Origin of the sequence: Paraburkholderia phenazinium (genome assembly GCF_900142845.1) — a bacterium.
Taxonomy (GTDB): domain Bacteria; phylum Pseudomonadota; class Gammaproteobacteria; order Burkholderiales; family Burkholderiaceae; genus Paraburkholderia; species Paraburkholderia phenazinium_A.
Window position 1 is genome coordinate 76,106 of record NZ_FSRU01000002.1, and the last position, 16,571, is coordinate 92,676.

16 protein-coding genes are annotated in these 16,571 nt (G+C 65.4%); 6 read left to right on the plus strand and 10 right to left on the minus strand.

All coding sequences use genetic code 11. The features are described 5' to 3' along the window. Positions 1-427 precede the first annotated feature (427 nt). The 3 genes from BUS12_RS17530 (at position 428) to BUS12_RS17540 (ending at position 4,131) form a co-directional block, all read left to right on the plus strand. Positions 428-1,369, plus strand: coding sequence for a LysR substrate-binding domain-containing protein (locus tag BUS12_RS17530; protein WP_074297750.1), 942 nt, complete (start codon positions 428-430; stop codon positions 1,367-1,369). 177 nt (positions 1,370-1,546) lie between these two features. After that, the gene (locus BUS12_RS17535; protein ID WP_074297752.1) at positions 1,547-2,854 is read left to right on the plus strand and encodes an MFS transporter; all 1,308 of its coding nucleotides are present in this window, start codon (positions 1,547-1,549) and stop codon (positions 2,852-2,854) included. Positions 2,855-2,883: 29 nt separating this feature from the next. Further along, complete coding sequence (locus tag BUS12_RS17540) at positions 2,884-4,131, plus strand: metal-dependent hydrolase family protein (protein WP_074297753.1); 1,248 nt, start codon at positions 2,884-2,886, stop codon at positions 4,129-4,131. A gap of 81 nt (positions 4,132-4,212) precedes the next feature. On the opposite strand, the gene BUS12_RS17545 is transcribed toward BUS12_RS17540, so the two are convergent. Beyond that, positions 4,213-5,139: a DMT family transporter gene (locus tag BUS12_RS17545; RefSeq protein WP_074297755.1), complete on the minus strand. Its 927-nt coding sequence runs from the start codon at positions 5,137-5,139 to the stop codon at positions 4,213-4,215. Positions 5,140-5,264: 125 nt separating this feature from the next. Between BUS12_RS17545 and BUS12_RS17550 the strand changes: the two genes are divergently transcribed. Together BUS12_RS17550 and BUS12_RS17555 are read left to right on the plus strand one after the other, a co-directional pair. After that, on the plus strand, positions 5,265-6,185 hold the full coding sequence (locus BUS12_RS17550) for a LysR family transcriptional regulator (protein WP_074297757.1): 921 nt from the start codon (positions 5,265-5,267) through the stop codon (positions 6,183-6,185). Between the two features lie 76 nt (positions 6,186-6,261). Next, the gene (locus BUS12_RS17555) at positions 6,262-6,669 is read left to right on the plus strand and encodes a PPC domain-containing DNA-binding protein (RefSeq protein ID WP_074297758.1); all 408 of its coding nucleotides are present in this window, start codon (positions 6,262-6,264) and stop codon (positions 6,667-6,669) included. Between the two features lies 1 nt (position 6,670). Here BUS12_RS17555 and BUS12_RS17560 read toward each other — a convergent pair whose 3' ends face one another. The 9 genes from BUS12_RS17560 to BUS12_RS17600 form a co-directional block, all read right to left on the minus strand. Then, positions 6,671-7,510 carry a BtpA family protein gene (locus BUS12_RS17560; protein WP_074297760.1) on the minus strand — a complete coding sequence of 280 codons (840 nt, stop codon included), beginning with the start codon at positions 7,508-7,510 and terminating at the stop codon, positions 6,671-6,673. Positions 7,511-7,516: 6 nt separating this feature from the next. Beyond that, the gene (locus BUS12_RS17565) at positions 7,517-8,446 is read right to left on the minus strand and encodes a ribokinase (protein WP_074297762.1); all 930 of its coding nucleotides are present in this window, start codon (positions 8,444-8,446) and stop codon (positions 7,517-7,519) included. After that, entirely contained in the window at positions 8,447-9,223 is a 777-nt protein-coding gene (locus BUS12_RS17570) for a glutamine amidotransferase (RefSeq protein ID WP_074297763.1), read from the minus strand. 117 nt (positions 9,224-9,340) lie between these two features. Beyond that, positions 9,341-10,423: a phosphotriesterase family protein gene (locus tag BUS12_RS17575; protein WP_074297765.1), complete on the minus strand. Its 1,083-nt coding sequence runs from the start codon at positions 10,421-10,423 to the stop codon at positions 9,341-9,343. A gap of 13 nt (positions 10,424-10,436) precedes the next feature. After that, a complete protein-coding gene (locus BUS12_RS17580; RefSeq protein ID WP_074301549.1) occupies positions 10,437-11,432 on the minus strand; it encodes an ABC transporter permease in 996 nt (331 codons plus the stop codon). A 14-nt stretch (positions 11,433-11,446) separates the two neighbouring features. Next, positions 11,447-12,235, minus strand: coding sequence for an ATP-binding cassette domain-containing protein (locus tag BUS12_RS17585; protein ID WP_074297767.1), 789 nt, complete (start codon positions 12,233-12,235; stop codon positions 11,447-11,449). Between the two features lie 33 nt (positions 12,236-12,268). After that, on the minus strand, positions 12,269-13,216 hold the full coding sequence (locus BUS12_RS17590) for a substrate-binding domain-containing protein (protein ID WP_074297768.1): 948 nt from the start codon (positions 13,214-13,216) through the stop codon (positions 12,269-12,271). Between the two features lie 247 nt (positions 13,217-13,463). Further along, the gene (locus BUS12_RS17595; RefSeq protein ID WP_074297770.1) at positions 13,464-14,516 is read right to left on the minus strand and encodes a LacI family DNA-binding transcriptional regulator; all 1,053 of its coding nucleotides are present in this window, start codon (positions 14,514-14,516) and stop codon (positions 13,464-13,466) included. An 86-nt stretch (positions 14,517-14,602) separates the two neighbouring features. Next, entirely contained in the window at positions 14,603-15,400 is a 798-nt protein-coding gene (locus tag BUS12_RS17600; protein ID WP_074297772.1) for a helix-turn-helix transcriptional regulator, read from the minus strand. Between the two features lie 103 nt (positions 15,401-15,503). Between BUS12_RS17600 and BUS12_RS17605 the strand changes: the two genes are divergently transcribed. Then, positions 15,504-16,571, plus strand: coding sequence for a zinc-binding dehydrogenase (locus BUS12_RS17605; protein WP_074297775.1), 1,068 nt, complete (start codon positions 15,504-15,506; stop codon positions 16,569-16,571).

Below are 16,571 nucleotides of genomic sequence, written 5' to 3' on the forward strand. Positions count from 1 at the left end.
CGCTGGGCAATAACGGCAGGTCAAAAATTTGGTTCGGCAACGTGATGGTATTCGAGGTGCAAATCCTGTCCAGCTGGTGTACATAACCGATCCAATTGAGCAACTGTCCGTTTATCAACCAAGTGCACGTCAAGGAGTTATTGTTCCTGTGTAAGATATTGCAAAAATAGAAAGTGCGTTGTCATTTTTTGTAAAAAGACGGTGGGCGACGATCCGGGGGTGAAAATCTCAATTGAAGATTTATTTGATCGGATATCTCTCAATGAAAAATTGAGAAAATAAGAATCGAATGCGCTGATATCCTTTAGCCCGCATCTCAGAATGCAGCCGCGTCATCCAATCGCGCAAACCATAGTAAGAGTCGCGCCGGAACCTCAGCCCATCCCTGGCGCTATGATGAAGCCACCCGTAACGACACCCCGTCACCATGCGTATCGCCCCGCTCCCACCGCTCCAATGCCTGATCGCGTTCGAATCGGCCATGCGTCATGCCAGTTTCACCAAGGCCGCCGCCGAACTGCATCTCACGCAAAGCGCAATCAGCCGCCAGATCGCCCAGCTCGAAGATTTTTTGGGCCGCTCGCTGTTCGTGCGCGAGCATCGCTCGCTGCGGCTCACCATCGCCGGCGAACGCTACGCGAAGCACGTGCAGTGGCTGCTCGCCAACTGCTCCGAGGCGACGCTCGACGTGATGAAGCGTTACGGCGACCAGGAGTTGACGATCGCCTGCTCGTCCGGCGTCGCCGTGCTATGGCTCACGCCGCGCCTCGGCGCCTTCCGCGCGGCGTACCCCAACATCCATCTGCGCATGATCGTGCGCGACGGGCTCGCCTCGCTCTCGCCGGCGGAATTCGACGTCGGCCTGTACTACATCAGACAGCGCGCCGAACCGCATTTCACGGCACGCCGGATCTTCGACGAGGAGGTCTATCCGGTCTGCTCGCCGGGCTACCTTGACGGCCGCAAGCTCGAACCCGCCGACCTCGCTCAGGAGACCTTGCTAATGCAGGAGGACGGCCAGCGGCAATGGATGTCGTGGCCGGAATGGTTCCGGCTGAACGACGTGCAGATGCCTGGCTCGCCGAAGTCGGTGGTGGTGAATCACTATCCGCAACTGGTGCAGATGGCGATTCTCGGCCAGGGTGTGGTGCTCGGCTGGCGCCACATGATCGATGCGTGCCTCGCCGAAGGTTTGCTGGTGCGGGCCACACGCGCTTCGGCCAGTCACGGCGGCGGCTACTACGTGGTGTCGCCGAACGACCGCTCGCAGAACCAGGCGGGGCGGCTGTTTACAAACTGGTTGTTCGAGCAGGCAGAGCGGCAGACGATGCAGCACGCGCCGCAACAGACGGCGCGGCCGGCGGCATAAGAAAGCATAGAAAGCCCGGAAAGCCCGTTCGCATGCGCTACGCGCATGCATGCATGCGATTCTTTCGTTTCAGAAAAAAACCACAACGCTCCTAGGATCGGTCTTGTGCATGCGGGGGTGCCGCTCAATCCTGAACCGGCGCGCTGCTGACAGCTCATTCAGATGAGGAAAGAGACCATGCAAGGAACGCTTTCACCCCACGTGGCGCTACCGCTCGACTCGCTCACGCGGCAGCGGCGCCGCGCGATTCTCGCCACCGTGCTCGGCAACGGCCTCGAATGGTTCGACTTCACCGTGTATAGCTTCTTTGCGGTCATCATCGCCAAGCTGTTCTTTCCGACCGGCAATGAACTGACTTCGCTGCTGCTGACGGTGGCGACCTTCGGCGTCGGCTTTTTCATGCGTCCGGTGGGCGGCATCGTGCTGGGCATCTACGCCGACAAGGTGGGCCGCAAGGCGGCCTTGTCGCTGACCATCCTGTTGATGGCGGCCGGCACCGCGCTGATCGGCCTCGCGCCCACCTATAGCCAGATCGGCGTGTGGGCGCCGCTCCTGATCGTGGCGGCGCGCCTGCTGCAAGGCTTTTCCGCCGGCGGCGAAATGGGCAGCGCCACCGCGTTTCTGACCGAGTACGCCCCGCCGGACAAGCGCGCGTATTACTCGAGCTGGATCCAGTCGAGCATCGGCTTCGCGGTGCTGCTCGGCGCGGCGGTCGGCACCTTCGTGACGGCGCGGCTAAGCGCCGATGCGCTGCATTCGTGGGGCTGGAGAATGCCGTTCCTGATCGGCATCCTGATCGGACCGGTGGGCTACTTCATTCGCAGCCGCATGGAAGAAACGCCGGCCTTTATCGCGGTCGCGGAAGAAGCGAAAAGCGACTCGCCGCTCGCCGAAGTGCTGCAACGCTTCCCGCGCGAAACCTTCGCGAGTTTTTCGATGGTGATCCTCTGGACCGCGTGCACCTACGTGCTGCTGTTCTACATGCCGACCTACTCGGTGCGCACGCTGCATCTGCCTGCGTCGCAGGGCTTTCTGGCAGGGATGCTGGGCGGTCTGATGATCATGTGTTTCTCGCCGGTGGTGGGCAAGCTGGCCGATCTGTATGGCCGCCGGCGCTTCCTGTCCGGCGCCGCCGCCGCGATCCTGCTGCTCGCCTGGCCGATGTTCGTGTACATCAACCGGGCGCCGGGTCTGGCCTCGCTGCTCGTGTTTCAAGGCATCTTCGGACTGCTGATCGCCGCCTATACCGGCCCGATTCTCGCCGCGTTTGCCGAACTGTTCCCGACCAAAGTGCTGTCGACGGGTCTCTCGGTCGCCTACAACTTTGCCGTGACGATCTTCGGCGGCTTCGCGCCGTTCTTCATCACGTGGCTGATCGCCTCCACCGGCAGCAACATGGCGCCGGCCATCTACGTGATGATCGCCGCGGCCATCAGTCTCATCGGAACCTTCTACGTACGCGACCCGCGCCGCCTGCGCGGGTAACGCCGGTTCTTTCTTCCAGGAAGCTATTCATGACCATCACGGTAATCAGCGGCGGCAACGTACTGGACCTGTCGCAGGGTACGTTGCTCGAACATCATCATGTTGTGATCGAAGACGGTCACATCGTCGAAGTCACCGACCGGCCGGTGGATCTGCCGGGCGCGCGCGTGGTCGACGCGCGCGGCAAGACGGTGATGCCGGGCCTGATCGACTGTCACGTGCATGTGCTCGCGTCGAGCGCGAACCTCGGCACGAACGCGACCCAACCCAACATCCTCGCGGCGATTCGCGCGCTGCCGATTCTCTCGGCGATGCTCGGCCGCGGCTTCACGAGCGTGCGCGATGCGGGCGGCGCCGATTGGGGGCTGACCCAGGCGCTCGCAACCGGCCTGATTCCGGGGCCGCGCATTTTCCCATCCGGCAAGGCGTTGTCGCAGACCGGCGGGCATGGCGATTTCCGCCCGCGTGGCGACATGCTCGAACCGTGTTCGTGCTGCTTTCGCGCCGGGGCGATTGCGCGGGTGGTCGACGGCGTCGATGCCGTGCGGCTTGCCGTGCGCGAAGAAATCCAGAAGGGCGCGACGCAGATCAAGATCATGGCGTCGGGCGGCGTCGCCTCGCCGACCGACCCGATCGGCAACACCCAGTATTCCGAAGACGAGATCCGCGCAATCGTCGCCGAGGCGCATGCGGCCAATACGTACGTGATGGCGCATGCGTACACCGGCCGCGCGATCGCGCGTGCCGTGCGCTGCGGCGTGCGCACGATCGAGCACGGCAATCTCGTGGATGAAGCGGCGGCGCGCCTGATGCACGAGCATGGCGCCTTCGTCGTGCCGACGCTGGTGACCTACGACGCACTTGCGAAGCACGGAGCCGAGTACGGCCTGCCGGCCGATTCGATCGCCAAGGTCGAGACCGTGCGGCAAGCCGGCCGCGACTCGCTGCAGATCTATGCGCGCGCCGGCGTGCCGATGGGTTTCGGCTCCGACCTGCTCGGCGAGATGCATACGTTCCAGAGCGACGAACTGCGGATTCGCGCCGAGGTGCTGGGCAATCTGGAGACGCTGCGTTCGGCCACGACGATTGCCGCGCAGATCGTCGACCGGCCTGGCAAGCTCGGTGTTATCGCTGCCGGTGCGATTGCGGATGTGCTGGTGGTGGACGGCGATCCGCTGCGCGATATCGGCGTGTTGACCGGGCAGGGCGAGCGCATCGAGTACGTGTTCCAGCGCGGCGAAGTGGTGAGTCAGCGGGGACGGGTGGCGTCGAGGTAAGGGGTGGGCTGCGCCGGCAGGTTGCGGCCGCTGCTACGGTGATGGGTGGCCGCCCCAGTCCCGCGAACTCCGTCGCCAGCCTTAAGCCTGTTGCGGCGCCGCGGGTACCTCAACCGGCACCCCCTTGCGCCAGCGCACCGTAGCCAGCAACGACGCCGCCACGATCAACCCGCCGCCGACCCACGCCATCGGCGCGATCCGCTCGCCTAACCACAGGCACGCGAACAGCGCGCCAAACGCCGGCTCACTACCCATCAGCAGCGCGACGCGCGTCGGGCTGCTGCGTTTGATTCCATAGTTCTGCGCAAAGAACGCGAACAGCGTGCAGGCGAGCACCAGATAGAACACGCTGCCCCAGAACGTCGGATGCCCTGCAAACGACGGCACGGGTTGCCATTGGTCGCGGGCAAACAGCAGCGCCACGGCTGCGCTGCCGAATGCCACCACGCCGGATTGCACGGCGGTCACGGTCAAAGGCGGCAGTGCCGCATCGCGCATCACGCGCTTGGTCACGCAGACGGTCACAGCACGCAGAAGCGCGGCCGCGAGGATCAACGCATCGCCGGGACTGAGCGTGAAGGTGTCGCCTCCGGTCAGCAACCACGCACCGAGCAACGACAGCGCTACAGCCGCCCATTCGATGCGGCTCGGCCGGCGCTTCAGAAGCGACCACTCGACCAGCGGCGTCAACACCACGCACAGGCTGATGAGAAACGCCGCGTTGGCCGCGCGTGTGAGCAGCAGGCCGAAGGTCTCGCACAGAAAGATGCTGAACAGCAGCACGCCGGCGCCGAGCACGCCGCGCAAGGCGCGGGCGTCGGCATGACGCAGGGGCCGTAGCGCGGGCGACAGCACCACGAAGGTGATGCCGAAGCGCAACGCAAGCAGCCCGAGAACCGGGTAATAGGCGAGCGCGCTTTTGGCGACGCCATAGCTGGTACCCCACACCACGGCGACGGCGAGCAGCATCAGGTCGGACAGGAATTGCAGGCGTTCGGGTCTGGACATGGCGAACCTCGGAGGACAGGTGCGTATTGTCCAGCCTTGCGTGCAGGGTGATAATCGGGCCGCGACGCATAGCTTTTGTGTCGCGCATGCATTAATCCAGCCGCGCTTCTCTTTCTACGGTCACGATGAACCCCAACGAACTTTTCGCCCTGTTGCACGATATGGCGGTGTTTGCGCGCGTTGTTGAGGCCGGCAATTTCTCGGTGGCGGCGCGCCAGCTCGGCAGCACGCCGTCGACGGTCAGCCGGCAGATCAAGCGTCTCGAGGACGCGCTCGCCACCCGCCTGCTGGAGCGCTCGACGCGCAAGGTGCGGGTCACCGAATCGGGTGCGCAGGTGGCGCGCTACTGCCGGGAGATGGTGAGCGCCGCCGCGGGCGCGGTCGATGCCGCCGGTCAACTCGCCGGCCGCCCCCAAGGCAAGGTGAGCGTCAGCGCGCCGACGCAGTTCGCCCGCACGGTGATCCACCCGCTCGTGCCGGGTTTCCTGCGCGCCTATCCGGAGGTCGATCTCCAACTGCTGTATGCGGACCACGACGTCGACCCGCTGGACGACGATCTCGACCTCGTGATCCATTTGACCGAGCGGCCGCCACCCGGCCTGGCAGGGCGGCGGCTAGGGACGGTGCGCTGGCTGCTGTGTGCGTCGCAGGCCTATCTGGACGCGCGCGGCACGCCGCAAGCGCCGCGCGAGCTCGCCCAGCACGACTGCATCTATCTCGGCGAAACGGCGGACGATAACCGCTGGCGTTTGCGGCGCGGCACGCACACGCAGACCGTCGAGGTGCGCGGGCGCTATATCGCCAATCATGCTGGCGCGCGGCTTGAAGCGGCGCAACAGGGCTTCGGCATCGCCAACCTGCCGGAATTCGCGGCGGCGGATGCGCTCGCGCGTGGCGAACTGGTGCCGGTGTTGCCCGACTGGGCGCTCGAAGGACAGGCTTATGTGGGCACGGTGTGGCTGCTCTATCCGCCGAACCGGTTTTTGCCGTTGAAGGTGCGAGCCTTGATCGATTACCTGGTCGAGCATCTGCACGGCCTCGAATGACCGGACCTCAGGATGGCACAATAGGCGCAGCGTCCCGCCTTATCCCGCGTGAACCCTGCCAACCAGGAGCCGAGCGATGCAAACCCATCCCGTGCGCCTTTCCCCGGGCGACGACCTGCGCGGCGCGCTCGAAGACGTGCTGCGCGCACGCAATCTGACGGCGGCCTTCGTGCTGCAGGGCATCGGCAGCCTGAGCGTCGCGCAGTTGCGCTTCGCCGGTGTCGACCAGCCCACCGAGTTACGCGGTGACCTCGAAATTCTCACGCTGGCCGGTTCGATCTCGCCCGATGGCGCGCATCTGCACATGTCCGTTGCCGACGCGCGCGGCCAGGTGTTCGGCGGACACGTGGCGCGCGGCTGCAGCGTTCGCACGACGGCGGAGATCTTGCTGGCGCTGCTGCCCGAGCATCGTTTCTCACGCGAGCACGATGCGCGTTCAGGTTTCCCGGAACTTGTGATCCGGCCTGAATCGCATCAGGCGTGAATTAGCGCGCCGCTTGCATGAAGGCGCGGACTTTCGCTTCGTCGACCGGATTCCACCAGACGCCGCCCACCTTCAACGAACTCGCGACGATCACGCCGTCGACGATGGAAAGAATCTCCGCGACGTTGCGCTCGGTGCAGCCGCTGCCCACCAGCAACGGCAAGGTGGTCGCGGCGCGAATCTGCCGCAGGTAATCCGGGCTGGCGGCGTCGCCGGTGCGCTGGCCGGTGGCGATGATCGCATCGGCATCGAAGAATTCCACGTCGCGCACCAACTCCTCCAGCGCGCGGTCCGCGACAATCGCATGCGCGCCGTGCTTGACGTGCGCATCCGCGAATACGCTGATGCCGTCGGCCCGCAGGCGCGCGCGGTAGCGCAATGCGCTGGCGGCGGCCCCTTCGATCAAGCCCTCGTTCGCGACATACGCGTTGGCCCACTGATTGACCCGCACGAAGGCCGCCTGGCTCGCCGCGGCGATTGCGAGCGCCGGAATCGCCGCATTCGCGAGCACGTTGATGCCGATCGGCAGGCCGGTTTCCCGCGCGATGCGATCCGCCGTCACGGCCATGAACGCCGAGGTCTCATGACCGATATCGTCCGGCTTCGAGAACGGCACGTCGCCGTGATTTTCGATGATCAGGCCATCGACGCCGCCGCTCGCATAAGCGAGCGCATCGGCGCGCGCGGCCGCATACAACGCTTCGCTCGACGCGCCCTGATAGCGCGGCGAACCGGGGAACGCCGGACAGTGAATCACGCCGATCACCACACTGCGAGGGCGGCCAAAAATCTGCGCGACGCAGTCGAGACGTCCACGGCCAACACCAGAAGAAGTTTCCATATCGATTCAACTTGCCTGAAGGGGAGGAACGGAGGAGTGCAGCAAATCGCGCGTCGTCGCGCGGTCGGGAAAGCTGGCTTGCGCCCCGCGTCGCGCGACGGCATAGGCGGCCACGGTCTGGGCCCAGCGCAGCGCGAGCGGCATGGCGAGGTCTTGCGCCAGCGCGGCGAGCAGCGTGCCGCAGAATGCATCGCCGGCGCCGACGGTATCCACGGCATGGGTGGGTATCGCGGCGAGACGGTAAATGCCGTTGTCGTTGCACCAGAGTACGCCGTTTGCGCCAAGCGTCACGCAGACCTCGCGGGCACCGGCGCGATGCAATGCCGTGGCCGCCTGCGCGGCATCATCTTGCGCGGTGAGCGTCGCGGCTTCGACGCGGTTGACCACCAGCAGATCCACGTCGGCCAGCATGGGCATGCAATCGAAGCAGACGGGTCCGGGATTGAGCAAGGTACGGCGCGCGTTGAAGCGCGCCGCGCATAAGACGTCGGCGGTGACGTCGGCGCTCAGGTTGCCTTGCAAGGCGATCCAGTCGCCGGCGCGGGTGGCGTCGAGTACGGCGCCGGGCTCGGGGTGAAACCCCGCTGCGACTTCGTTGCGCGTGACGATGGTGTTCTCGCCTTGAGCGTCGACGGTGACGATGGAGAGATCGGTCGGGCGGGGCACGCGCAGCACATGTTGCGTGTCGATGCCTTCGGCGTTCAGATGGGCGATCAGCCGGTCGCCGTCCGCGTCCTGGCCGACCGCCGCAAACAGTTGCGTGGATGTGCCCGCGCGTGTCGCCGCCAGCGCCTGATTGGCACCCTTGCCGCCGAAGTCGGAGGCGCTTTGCAGGGCGAGCGAGGTTTCGCCGGCGAGCGGCAGATGCGCGACGCGCAGGCTCAGATCGATCGCCGCATTGCCGACCACGCAGACGCGTTCCTGGCGATGCGTCATCTACTCGCCACCCGAACTCAGCCAGTCGAGGCAGTTCAGCCACAGGCGCGCGTTGCCGTCCCAGTCCGAGAATTCCGGCGGCAGCCAGTGATGCGACATGTCGCTGGTCCACGCAAGCGTGCGGCCCTTGCCATACGTGCCGGCAACCAGTAACGGATGCCCGGTCTCCGGCACGGTCGCAATCAGCGTGGCGTCCGGCTTGAGCTGGACTTCGTTGTAGCCGAGCAGATGCGGCCACGCGGTGCCGAGTCCATCGACGAGCGGATGCGCGGCGACCACCTGCGGCGTGAAGCCTTCGGGCACTTCGACGCGGTCGTCGTAGGGCAGGCAGGTCACCGGCAGTACCTCTTCGACGGGCGTGCCGCGAAACCGCGCGCTGCCATTGATGCCCTGAAAGCTCAGATAGCCGCCGACCATCATCAGCCCGCCGCCCGCCGCCACATACTCGCGCAGCAGCTTGAGCCGGTTCGGCGTGCGCTGGCTTTTGGCCCACGTATCGGGGTGCAGCAGCAGCGTATTGGCGCCGATGTCGGACAGGATGATCGCCTCATAGGCGAGCAGGCCTTCGAGCGTGCTCGGAAAGTCCTCCTGCGCCTCATGGCTCGGCATATGGCGGATCGTGTAACGGCTGTCTTTCAGCGCATCGAGGAACAGCTTCGCGCCGTTGTGATACGTCACGGTCGGAAACTGGTCGAAGCCTTTGATGTGCGTTGCCGTGCTGGTCCAGCTTTCCCCCGCAAGCAGGATCGAATGCGCGGAATGAGCGGATGGGGTCATGCGAAATCTCCTTTAAGGCACGTGTGCCAGCCGTGTCGGCGGCGGCACACGCGGCGTTAAACCGGTTTACCGTTCAGTCGGCAATCGCCAATGGGCGGCGGGAGTGCGCGCCTTCATTCAGCGTTGCCGCGAAAAGACCTTCGCCGGATTGGCGATCATCATGGTTTCGATCTGCGGGTTCGTCACGCCATGGCGTCGCAACCGCGGCACGAAATGCTTGAGGATGTAACCGTAGCCATAGCCGCCGTAGCGGGTCAGCATGGTCTTGAGAAACACGTCTTGCGACATCAGCAGCCGGTCGACGAAGCCCGCGTCGATCAGCGCCTTGATGGCCCGCGCGTTCTCTTCATCCGATGGCGACTGCGCGTCCTCATCGGCGTAGTAGTAGTCCATGCCGATCATGTCGTATTCGAGCCAGGCGCCACGCCGCGCCAGGGTGTGCTGGTACTCCGTGTCCATGTGGCTGGGGTTCATGTGGCATAGCACGGTGTGTTGCAGGTCGGCGCCTTCGGCCTCGACGACGTCCAGCACGCGGTGTCCATGGCGCACCCAGCCTGGCAGATGGATCGAGAGCGGCACGCGGGTCGCGGCGCTCGCGCGCGCGGCCGCCCGCAGCGACTTTTCTTCGTTGGGCGTGAAGGCTGCGGAGACCCCGATCTCGCCGATCAGGCCGGCCACGACGTCGGGCTTGTCGTGCGCACCGCCGACTTCGAAAATCAGTTGCTCGGCCAGATCGTCGATCGACCGCTCGCTGACGTAGCGGGGATGCGAGGGCTCCAGATAAAAGCCGGTGGACATCACAATGTTGAGCCCCGTGCGCCGCGCCACGACTTGCAACGCGGCCGGGTCGCGGCCAATGCCGAGGTTGGTCGGATCCACCACCGTCTCGCCGCCCAGCTCGCGAAAGCGCATCAGTTCGTCGATCGCGGCTTCGACATCGAACAGTTGGCAGTTGTCGCGGTTCATCAACGGATTCATCCGCAGCGCGCCCAGAATGCCGATATGCACCTTCTGCTCGCCGATCTCGCGATCGCCGCAACATGAAGGCGGCACCCACTTGCCCGACGCATCCAGCAGGATGTGCTCATGCATCAGCGTGACGCCCATCTGCGCGACCGGCAGCGGGCCGAGCACGGTCATCACGTAGCCGCTGTCCACGCCGATGGGCAGCGGGGAAGCGTGGCGGAAAATCGACCTCATCGCTTGACGCTCCTTAGCCCTTGCGACTGCGTTGCGGCGAGAAAATGCGCGTGTTCATCCAGATGGCGAGCAGCATGATGGCGCCCTGGATGATCTGCGTATAGAACGGCGAGACGTGAATCAGGATCAGCCCGTTGCCGAGCACGGCGATCGTGAGCGCGCCCAGCAGCGTGCCGAGAATGGTGCCGCGGCCGCCGAACAGATTCGTACTCCCGAGCACCACCGCGGCGATCACCGCGAGTTCGAAGCCGACCCCCTGATTCGACGAACCGCTGCCCAGACGCGCGGTGGTGATGAGTCCCGCAAGCCCGGCCGCCGCGCCGCTGAGGATGTAGACCTTCAACGTCACGATGCGCACGTTGACGCCGGCCCGCCGCACGCCTTCCGCATTCGTGCCGATGCCGACCACGTAGCGTCCAAAGCGCATGTGCCGCAAGGCAAACCAGCCGGCAAGCAGCGTCGCGATGGAGATTACGGCGGGCATCGGCACGCCGAGCAGATGTCCGCGGCCGAGTTGCACGAACCAGCCGTCGTTTTCGATCGGCACGGAATAGCCCTGCGTGATCAGCAGCGCAAGGCCGCGCACCACCGAGAGCGTGCCGAGCGTGACGATGAAGGCCGGCATGCCCGCCCAGGCGATGAAGTAACCGTTGATCGCACCGATCAGCGCACCGAGCAGGAGGCCGCCGATCAGCACGACGCCGTCCGCCACACCCGCATGCAGCGCGATGGCGGCAAGCGCGCCCACCAGCGCGAGGGTCGAGCCGATCGACAGGTCGATGCCGCCGGTGGTGATCACGAGCGTCATCGCGGTTGCGACGATCAGGAGCGGTGCGCTCTGGCGCAGCACGTTCAGCAGGTTGCCGGTGGTGAGGAAGGTATCGGTGGCGAAACTGAAGGCGACGGCGCAGCACACAAAGAACACCGCGATGCTGGCAACCCCCGCGTTGCCGCCGAGCCGGTTCTGCAGCGAGCGGTGCGGCGCCTTCGGGTCCTTTTCCTTTTGCATGGCGATTTCCACGATCAGTTCTCCGCAAGAGCCCGCGCCGAGCGCGCTTTGAATTTACGTCCGACGATCAGGTCGACGATCTCCTCGAGATTCGTCTCGCCGATCTTGCGGTCCGCCACGTTCTGTCCTTCGTACATCACGCTGATGCGGTCGCAGACGAGAAACAGGTCCTGCAGGCGATGGCTGATCAGGATCACGCTGACGCCGCGGCGGCTGATGGTCTGCACCAGTTCGAGTACGGCTTCGACTTCGGCCACGGCGAGCGCCGCGGTGGGCTCGTCCATGATCAGCACTTTCGGGTCGAACGACACCGCGCGCGAAATCGCAATGGCCTGACGCTGGCCGCCCGAGAGGTTTTCGACATCGAGACGCGTGCTCGGAATGCGGATGCCCAGACCGTCGAGCATCTCGCGGGCGTCGTGATGCATCTTCGCGTGATCGAGCATGGGGATGCCCAGCATGCGCCGCATCGGCTCGCGGCCGAAGAACAGGTTGCCGGCCACATCCACCGTATCGCAGAGCGACAGGTCCTGATAGACCATTTCGATGCGATGCTTGCGGGCGTCGCCGGGGTCTTCGAAACGCACCGGCTCGCCGTCGATTTCGATGCGGCCGCTATCGGGAATCACCGCGCCCGCCAGCACCTTCGACACCGTGGATTTGCCCGCGCCGTTATCGCCCACCAGTCCGAGCACTTCACCCGGCGCCACTTCCAGAGTCACCCCGCGCAACGACTGAACAGCGCCGTAGCTCTTGGTGATGTTTTCCATGCGTACGCGTGGAGGGATGGCATCGCTGTTCATCTGGGTTTCCTCGTCCTGAACGGCACCGGCTGCTTACTTGAAGATAGCGCGGTATTTGTCCACATTCGCCTTGGTCACGATCGTGACGGGCACGGAGATGTTCTTGTCGACCGGCTGTCTGGCGATCAGCTTGAGCGCCGCGCCGACGGCCGCCTTGCCTTCGCCCTCGGGATCCTGCTGCACGACGGCGGTTACGAAGCCGGCGTCGATGCCCTTGATGGCCTGCGCACTCAAGTCCCAGCCGACGATCTTCAGGTGATCGGTCGAGCCTTGCGAGAGGGCGGCCGCCACCAGGCCGATCAGCGCGGGTTCGCCCGTTGCGTAGACGATCTGCAGATTCGGATTGCCCGAAATCAGGTTCTCAGCCGCCGTTTGCGCCTGATCCTGCACGTTCTGGCCGTCGACGGTCGACACGATCTTCGCGCCCGGCGCACTCGCCACGCCTTCCTTGAAGCCATCGAGCCGCACGTTCTGGATGAACGAATTCAACGCGCCGACGACGCCGATCTGCGCCTTGCCGCCGAGGCTCCTGTTGATGTAGTTCGCCGTGTATTTGCCGATATCCACGCCGACCTTCTTGTTGTCCACGCCCACCTGCACCGAGTTGTCGCCGTTCACGATGGCGTCGATGGTGACGACCGGAATGCCGGCCTTCTTCGCTTCGGTGATGGCGGGCTTGATGCCGTTGACGTCGATCGCGACCACCAGAATCGCATCGACCTTCTGCTGAATATACGTCTCGATCGCGTTGTTTTGCGCGTTCGGGTCGTTGTTCGAGTTGTAGATCTCCAGATTGACGCCGGCCGCTTTCGCCGCGGCCTGCGCGCCCTGGTCCATCTGTGTGAAGAAAAGCGCTTCCTGGTTGATCTGCACGAGGGCGATCTTCTTCTTGTCCGCGGCGCACGCGGATCCGGCGGCGCTCAACACCGACAGCGCAAGGAGGGTGGCGGCGAGCCGGCGCAAAGGTAGTGCTGCGTTCATCGAAATCCCTTTTCTGAGTAAGCGGAGCGGCGCGCTGCAAGGCGTCGCCCCGGGAGTGGAAAAGACTTTCAAGGACGCAACCGACATTGCGCCCGCCTTCTTGTAAACCGGTTTATCAAAAGTAAGCGGCGAGTATTTCGCTGTCAACCGTTTCAATAAAGACCAGGGGAAAGTACGGGGGCGGCGGATGCGGAGTGGGGCGAGCGGCGCCCGGCAAGCTTGGGGTGCGGCGCGCGCCGCGGCCCGCCTAGCGCTTGCGCGGCGGCGCCACGGAGGCGCGCTCGATCAGGCTGACCGGCAGGCGGTGCTCCGGTTTGCCGGACGTCGCCGCCGAGGTGGAGGCCAGTGCGGTGGCCGCAGGGTCGCCGGCGAGCATGGCGAGCAGGATCGCGACGCCTGCGCGGCCCAGTTCGCGGGCCGATTGGCGCAGCGTGGTGATGGGCGGCATGAGGAGGCTGGCGAACTCCATGTCGTCGAAGCCGACGATCGACATATCGGCCGGCACGTCCAGACCGCGCTCGCGCAGCGTTTTCAGCATGCCGACCGCGAGGTAGTCGCTGGCGGCAAATACGGCGGTGGGGACCACGTCACGCGCGATCAGTTCGGCGGCGGCCGCTTCACCGAAACGGCGGTCATAGGCGCCGTACAGCACGAGCGACGCATCGAACGGAAGGCCGGCCTCGTCGAGCGCGCGCCGGTAGCCTTCGAGCCGCTCGCGCACGCTGAAGAGCGTCTCCGGACCGGTGACGTAGGCGATGCGCGTATGACCCGCGTCGATCAGGTGGCGGGTGGCCAGATAACCGCCCTCGACGTTGTCGACGAAGACCTTCGGCACGTCGACACCCGGCACGTCCTCGTCGATCAGCACGATGTTGCTGCGCTCGCCGATCAGCCGCTTGAGCGAGCCGTCGTCGGGGCGATTGGTGGCGAAGATCAGGCCGTCGAGATGCTGGGTGTCGAGCCAGCTCAGATAGAGCGCTTCGCGTTCGAGCCGGTTGCGCGTGATGCACAGCGACAGGCCGAAGCCGCCCTCCGAGGCGGCTTCCTCGACCGCGTCGGCGAGTTCGGCGAAAAACGGGTTGGCGACATCGGGCATGGCAAGACCGATGGTCTCGCTGCTGCCGATGCTCAGGCGCCGCGCGAGGCTGTTCTGCCGGTAGTTGAGGGCGATCACGGCGTCGTCGACGCGCTTCTTCGTCTCCGCCGGCAGCGTGAGCGTGCCGTTGAGGTAGCGTGAGACGGTCGCTTTGGATACGTTGGCCAATTCGGCGACGTCGCGGATCGTGGAGACTTTTGCCAAGTGAGCGGTTCCCGGTAGGTGCGCGGCTAGTTTATCGTGCGGGGCGCGTTGAAGGGGCGCGGCATGCCCGACACGCGCAGCGGACCTTAGCGCGTCACTTCCTCTACCTTGTAGATCGCGAGCTTCAACGAGGGATCGTCATTGGCCTGAAACGTGGCGTACTCGGCCGACAACATTCCCCTCGTTCGATGATGCAGCCGCTTGCGTCCGGCGACGGTCGCGCTGATGTCGTGGCTTTGCCACCAGGCGCTGAATTCCGTGCAGCCGCGGCTAAGGCGATCCTGCAGTTCGATAAACGCCGGATCGCCCGCCCACAGATCGTGGCTTGCGCGAAACTGCGCGACCATGCGTTTCGCCTCGCGGGCCCAGCTTGTGCCGAACAGGCTGCGCGCATCCGGGTCCGTCAGCATATAGATGAGGATATTGCGCTGCGCTAGCGGGATCCTGCCGAAGTCCTTGAACAGGTCGACCGCTGCGGCGTTCCACGCCAGGATGTCCCAGCGGCGCCCCGTGATGTAGGCGGGCTGGTCGAGATGTTCGACGACCCGGCGTACCGTATCCGGCACGCTTTCGAGTACGAAGGGACGCCGTTCGGCGACGCGCGCCAGCGCCCGCAAATGGGCGTGTTCGGCGGGTTCGAGGCGCAGCGCGCGAGCGAGTGCATCGACCGTGGTGGAAGAGGGACTGACGTCGCGCCCCTGCTCGAGCCGGATATACCAGTCCACGCCGATGCCCGCGAGTTCGGCCACTTCTTCGCGCCGCAGCCCGGGCGTACGCCGACGCCGGCCGTTGGCAATGCCGAGCGCGAGCGGGTCGAGCCGCTCGCGGCGGGCGCGCAGAAAATTGCCGAGTTCGGCCCTGCTCGGATCGGTAAGGTCGCTCATTGAGACGCTCTGGGAGGGACTGGCTAATCCTGGGATAGTACCAGTCCTGAATACGACGCACAGCCGCGCTTACGATGCGTTCTTTCCACGTTGGAGGGACATCATGAAGGCCGCCATGCTGAAGGCGTTCGGAGCGCCACTGGTGATTGAAAACCTGCCGGACCCAGGGGCCGGCGCGGGTGATGTCGTGGTCGACATCGTCGCCGCCCCTGTCCTGTCTTACGCGAATGAGGTGTTTAGCGGTGCCAGGCAATATCCGCTGTCGCTGCCGCTGGCCTCTGGGGTCGGGGCGATCGGGCGGGTGCGCGCCGTCGGGCCGGATGCGACGCGTCTGGCTGTCGGAGATTGGGTGTTTTGCGATCCGACGGTGCGTTCGCGCGACGACGCCGTCTCGCCCGACGTCATGCTGCAAGGCTGGATCGCGCCCAGCGCCGGCGCGCAACGCTTGCAGACGGTGTTCCGCCACGGACCGTTCGCCGAGCAGATGCTCACGCCCATGGAAAACGCGGTGCCGCTCGGCGCGCTGGATCCGGCGGACGCGGGACGCTGGTGCGGCCTGATGACGATGCTGGTGCCCTACGGCGGTTTGCTCGCAGCCAACTTGCAAGCCGGGGAGACCGTGCTGATCAGCGGCGCGACAGGCCACTTCGGCAGTGCGGGTGTGGCGGTTGCGCTGGCGATGGGCGCGGGCTGTGTGGTCGCGCCGGGCCGCAACGCGGCGGCGCTCGCGGATCTGACGCGCCGCTTCGGCCCGCGCGTGGCGACCGTCGTGCTGACCGGCAGCGAGAGCGAGGACACCGTTCGCATGCGCGCCGCCGCGCCGGGCCCGATCGACAAGGTGCTCGATCTGATGCCGCCGCTGCCCGACGCGGCGCCGGCCCGCGCCGCGGCCATGACGGTGCGGCCGCAAGGCACCGTCGTCCTGATGGGCGGTATCCGCGTGGGTCTGGAATTGCCGTACGTGCATCTGATGCGCAATGGCATCACCGTGCGCGGCCAGTACATGTACCCCCGCGATGCGCCGGCGCGGCTCGCCGCGTTGATCCGGTCCGGGCTGCTGTCGCTGGAGAGCTTCGAGGTCAGCGCTTTTCCGCTCGAGCAAACCAACGAGGCGGTCGTGCACGCGGCGGAACATGGCGGCCCGTTCCGCATCACGGTCATCGAGCCGTGA

Excerpts from the sequence above, each read along its gene's own strand:
- BUS12_RS17530 (WP_074297750.1), top strand. The coding sequence starts at position 428 with ATGCGTATCGCCCCGCTCCCACCGCTCCAATGCCTGATCGCGTTCGAA.
- BUS12_RS17535 (WP_074297752.1), top strand. The coding sequence starts at position 1,547 with ATGCAAGGAACGCTTTCACCCCACGTGGCGCTACCGCTCGACTCGCTC.
- BUS12_RS17540 (WP_074297753.1), top strand. The coding sequence starts at position 2,884 with ATGACCATCACGGTAATCAGCGGCGGCAACGTACTGGACCTGTCGCAG.
- BUS12_RS17545 (WP_074297755.1), bottom strand. The coding sequence starts at position 5,139 with ATGTCCAGACCCGAACGCCTGCAATTCCTGTCCGACCTGATGCTGCTC.
- BUS12_RS17550 (WP_074297757.1), top strand. The coding sequence starts at position 5,265 with ATGAACCCCAACGAACTTTTCGCCCTGTTGCACGATATGGCGGTGTTT.
- BUS12_RS17555 (WP_074297758.1), top strand. The coding sequence starts at position 6,262 with ATGCAAACCCATCCCGTGCGCCTTTCCCCGGGCGACGACCTGCGCGGC.
- BUS12_RS17560 (WP_074297760.1), bottom strand. The coding sequence starts at position 7,510 with ATGGAAACTTCTTCTGGTGTTGGCCGTGGACGTCTCGACTGCGTCGCG.
- BUS12_RS17565 (WP_074297762.1), bottom strand. The coding sequence starts at position 8,446 with ATGACGCATCGCCAGGAACGCGTCTGCGTGGTCGGCAATGCGGCGATC.
- BUS12_RS17570 (WP_074297763.1), bottom strand. The coding sequence starts at position 9,223 with ATGACCCCATCCGCTCATTCCGCGCATTCGATCCTGCTTGCGGGGGAA.
- BUS12_RS17575 (WP_074297765.1), bottom strand. The coding sequence starts at position 10,423 with ATGAGGTCGATTTTCCGCCACGCTTCCCCGCTGCCCATCGGCGTGGAC.
- BUS12_RS17580 (WP_074301549.1), bottom strand. The coding sequence starts at position 11,432 with ATGCAAAAGGAAAAGGACCCGAAGGCGCCGCACCGCTCGCTGCAGAAC.
- BUS12_RS17585 (WP_074297767.1), bottom strand. The coding sequence starts at position 12,235 with ATGAACAGCGATGCCATCCCTCCACGCGTACGCATGGAAAACATCACC.
- BUS12_RS17590 (WP_074297768.1), bottom strand. The coding sequence starts at position 13,216 with ATGAACGCAGCACTACCTTTGCGCCGGCTCGCCGCCACCCTCCTTGCG.
- BUS12_RS17600 (WP_074297772.1), bottom strand. The coding sequence starts at position 15,400 with ATGAGCGACCTTACCGATCCGAGCAGGGCCGAACTCGGCAATTTTCTG.
- BUS12_RS17605 (WP_074297775.1), top strand. The coding sequence starts at position 15,504 with ATGAAGGCCGCCATGCTGAAGGCGTTCGGAGCGCCACTGGTGATTGAA.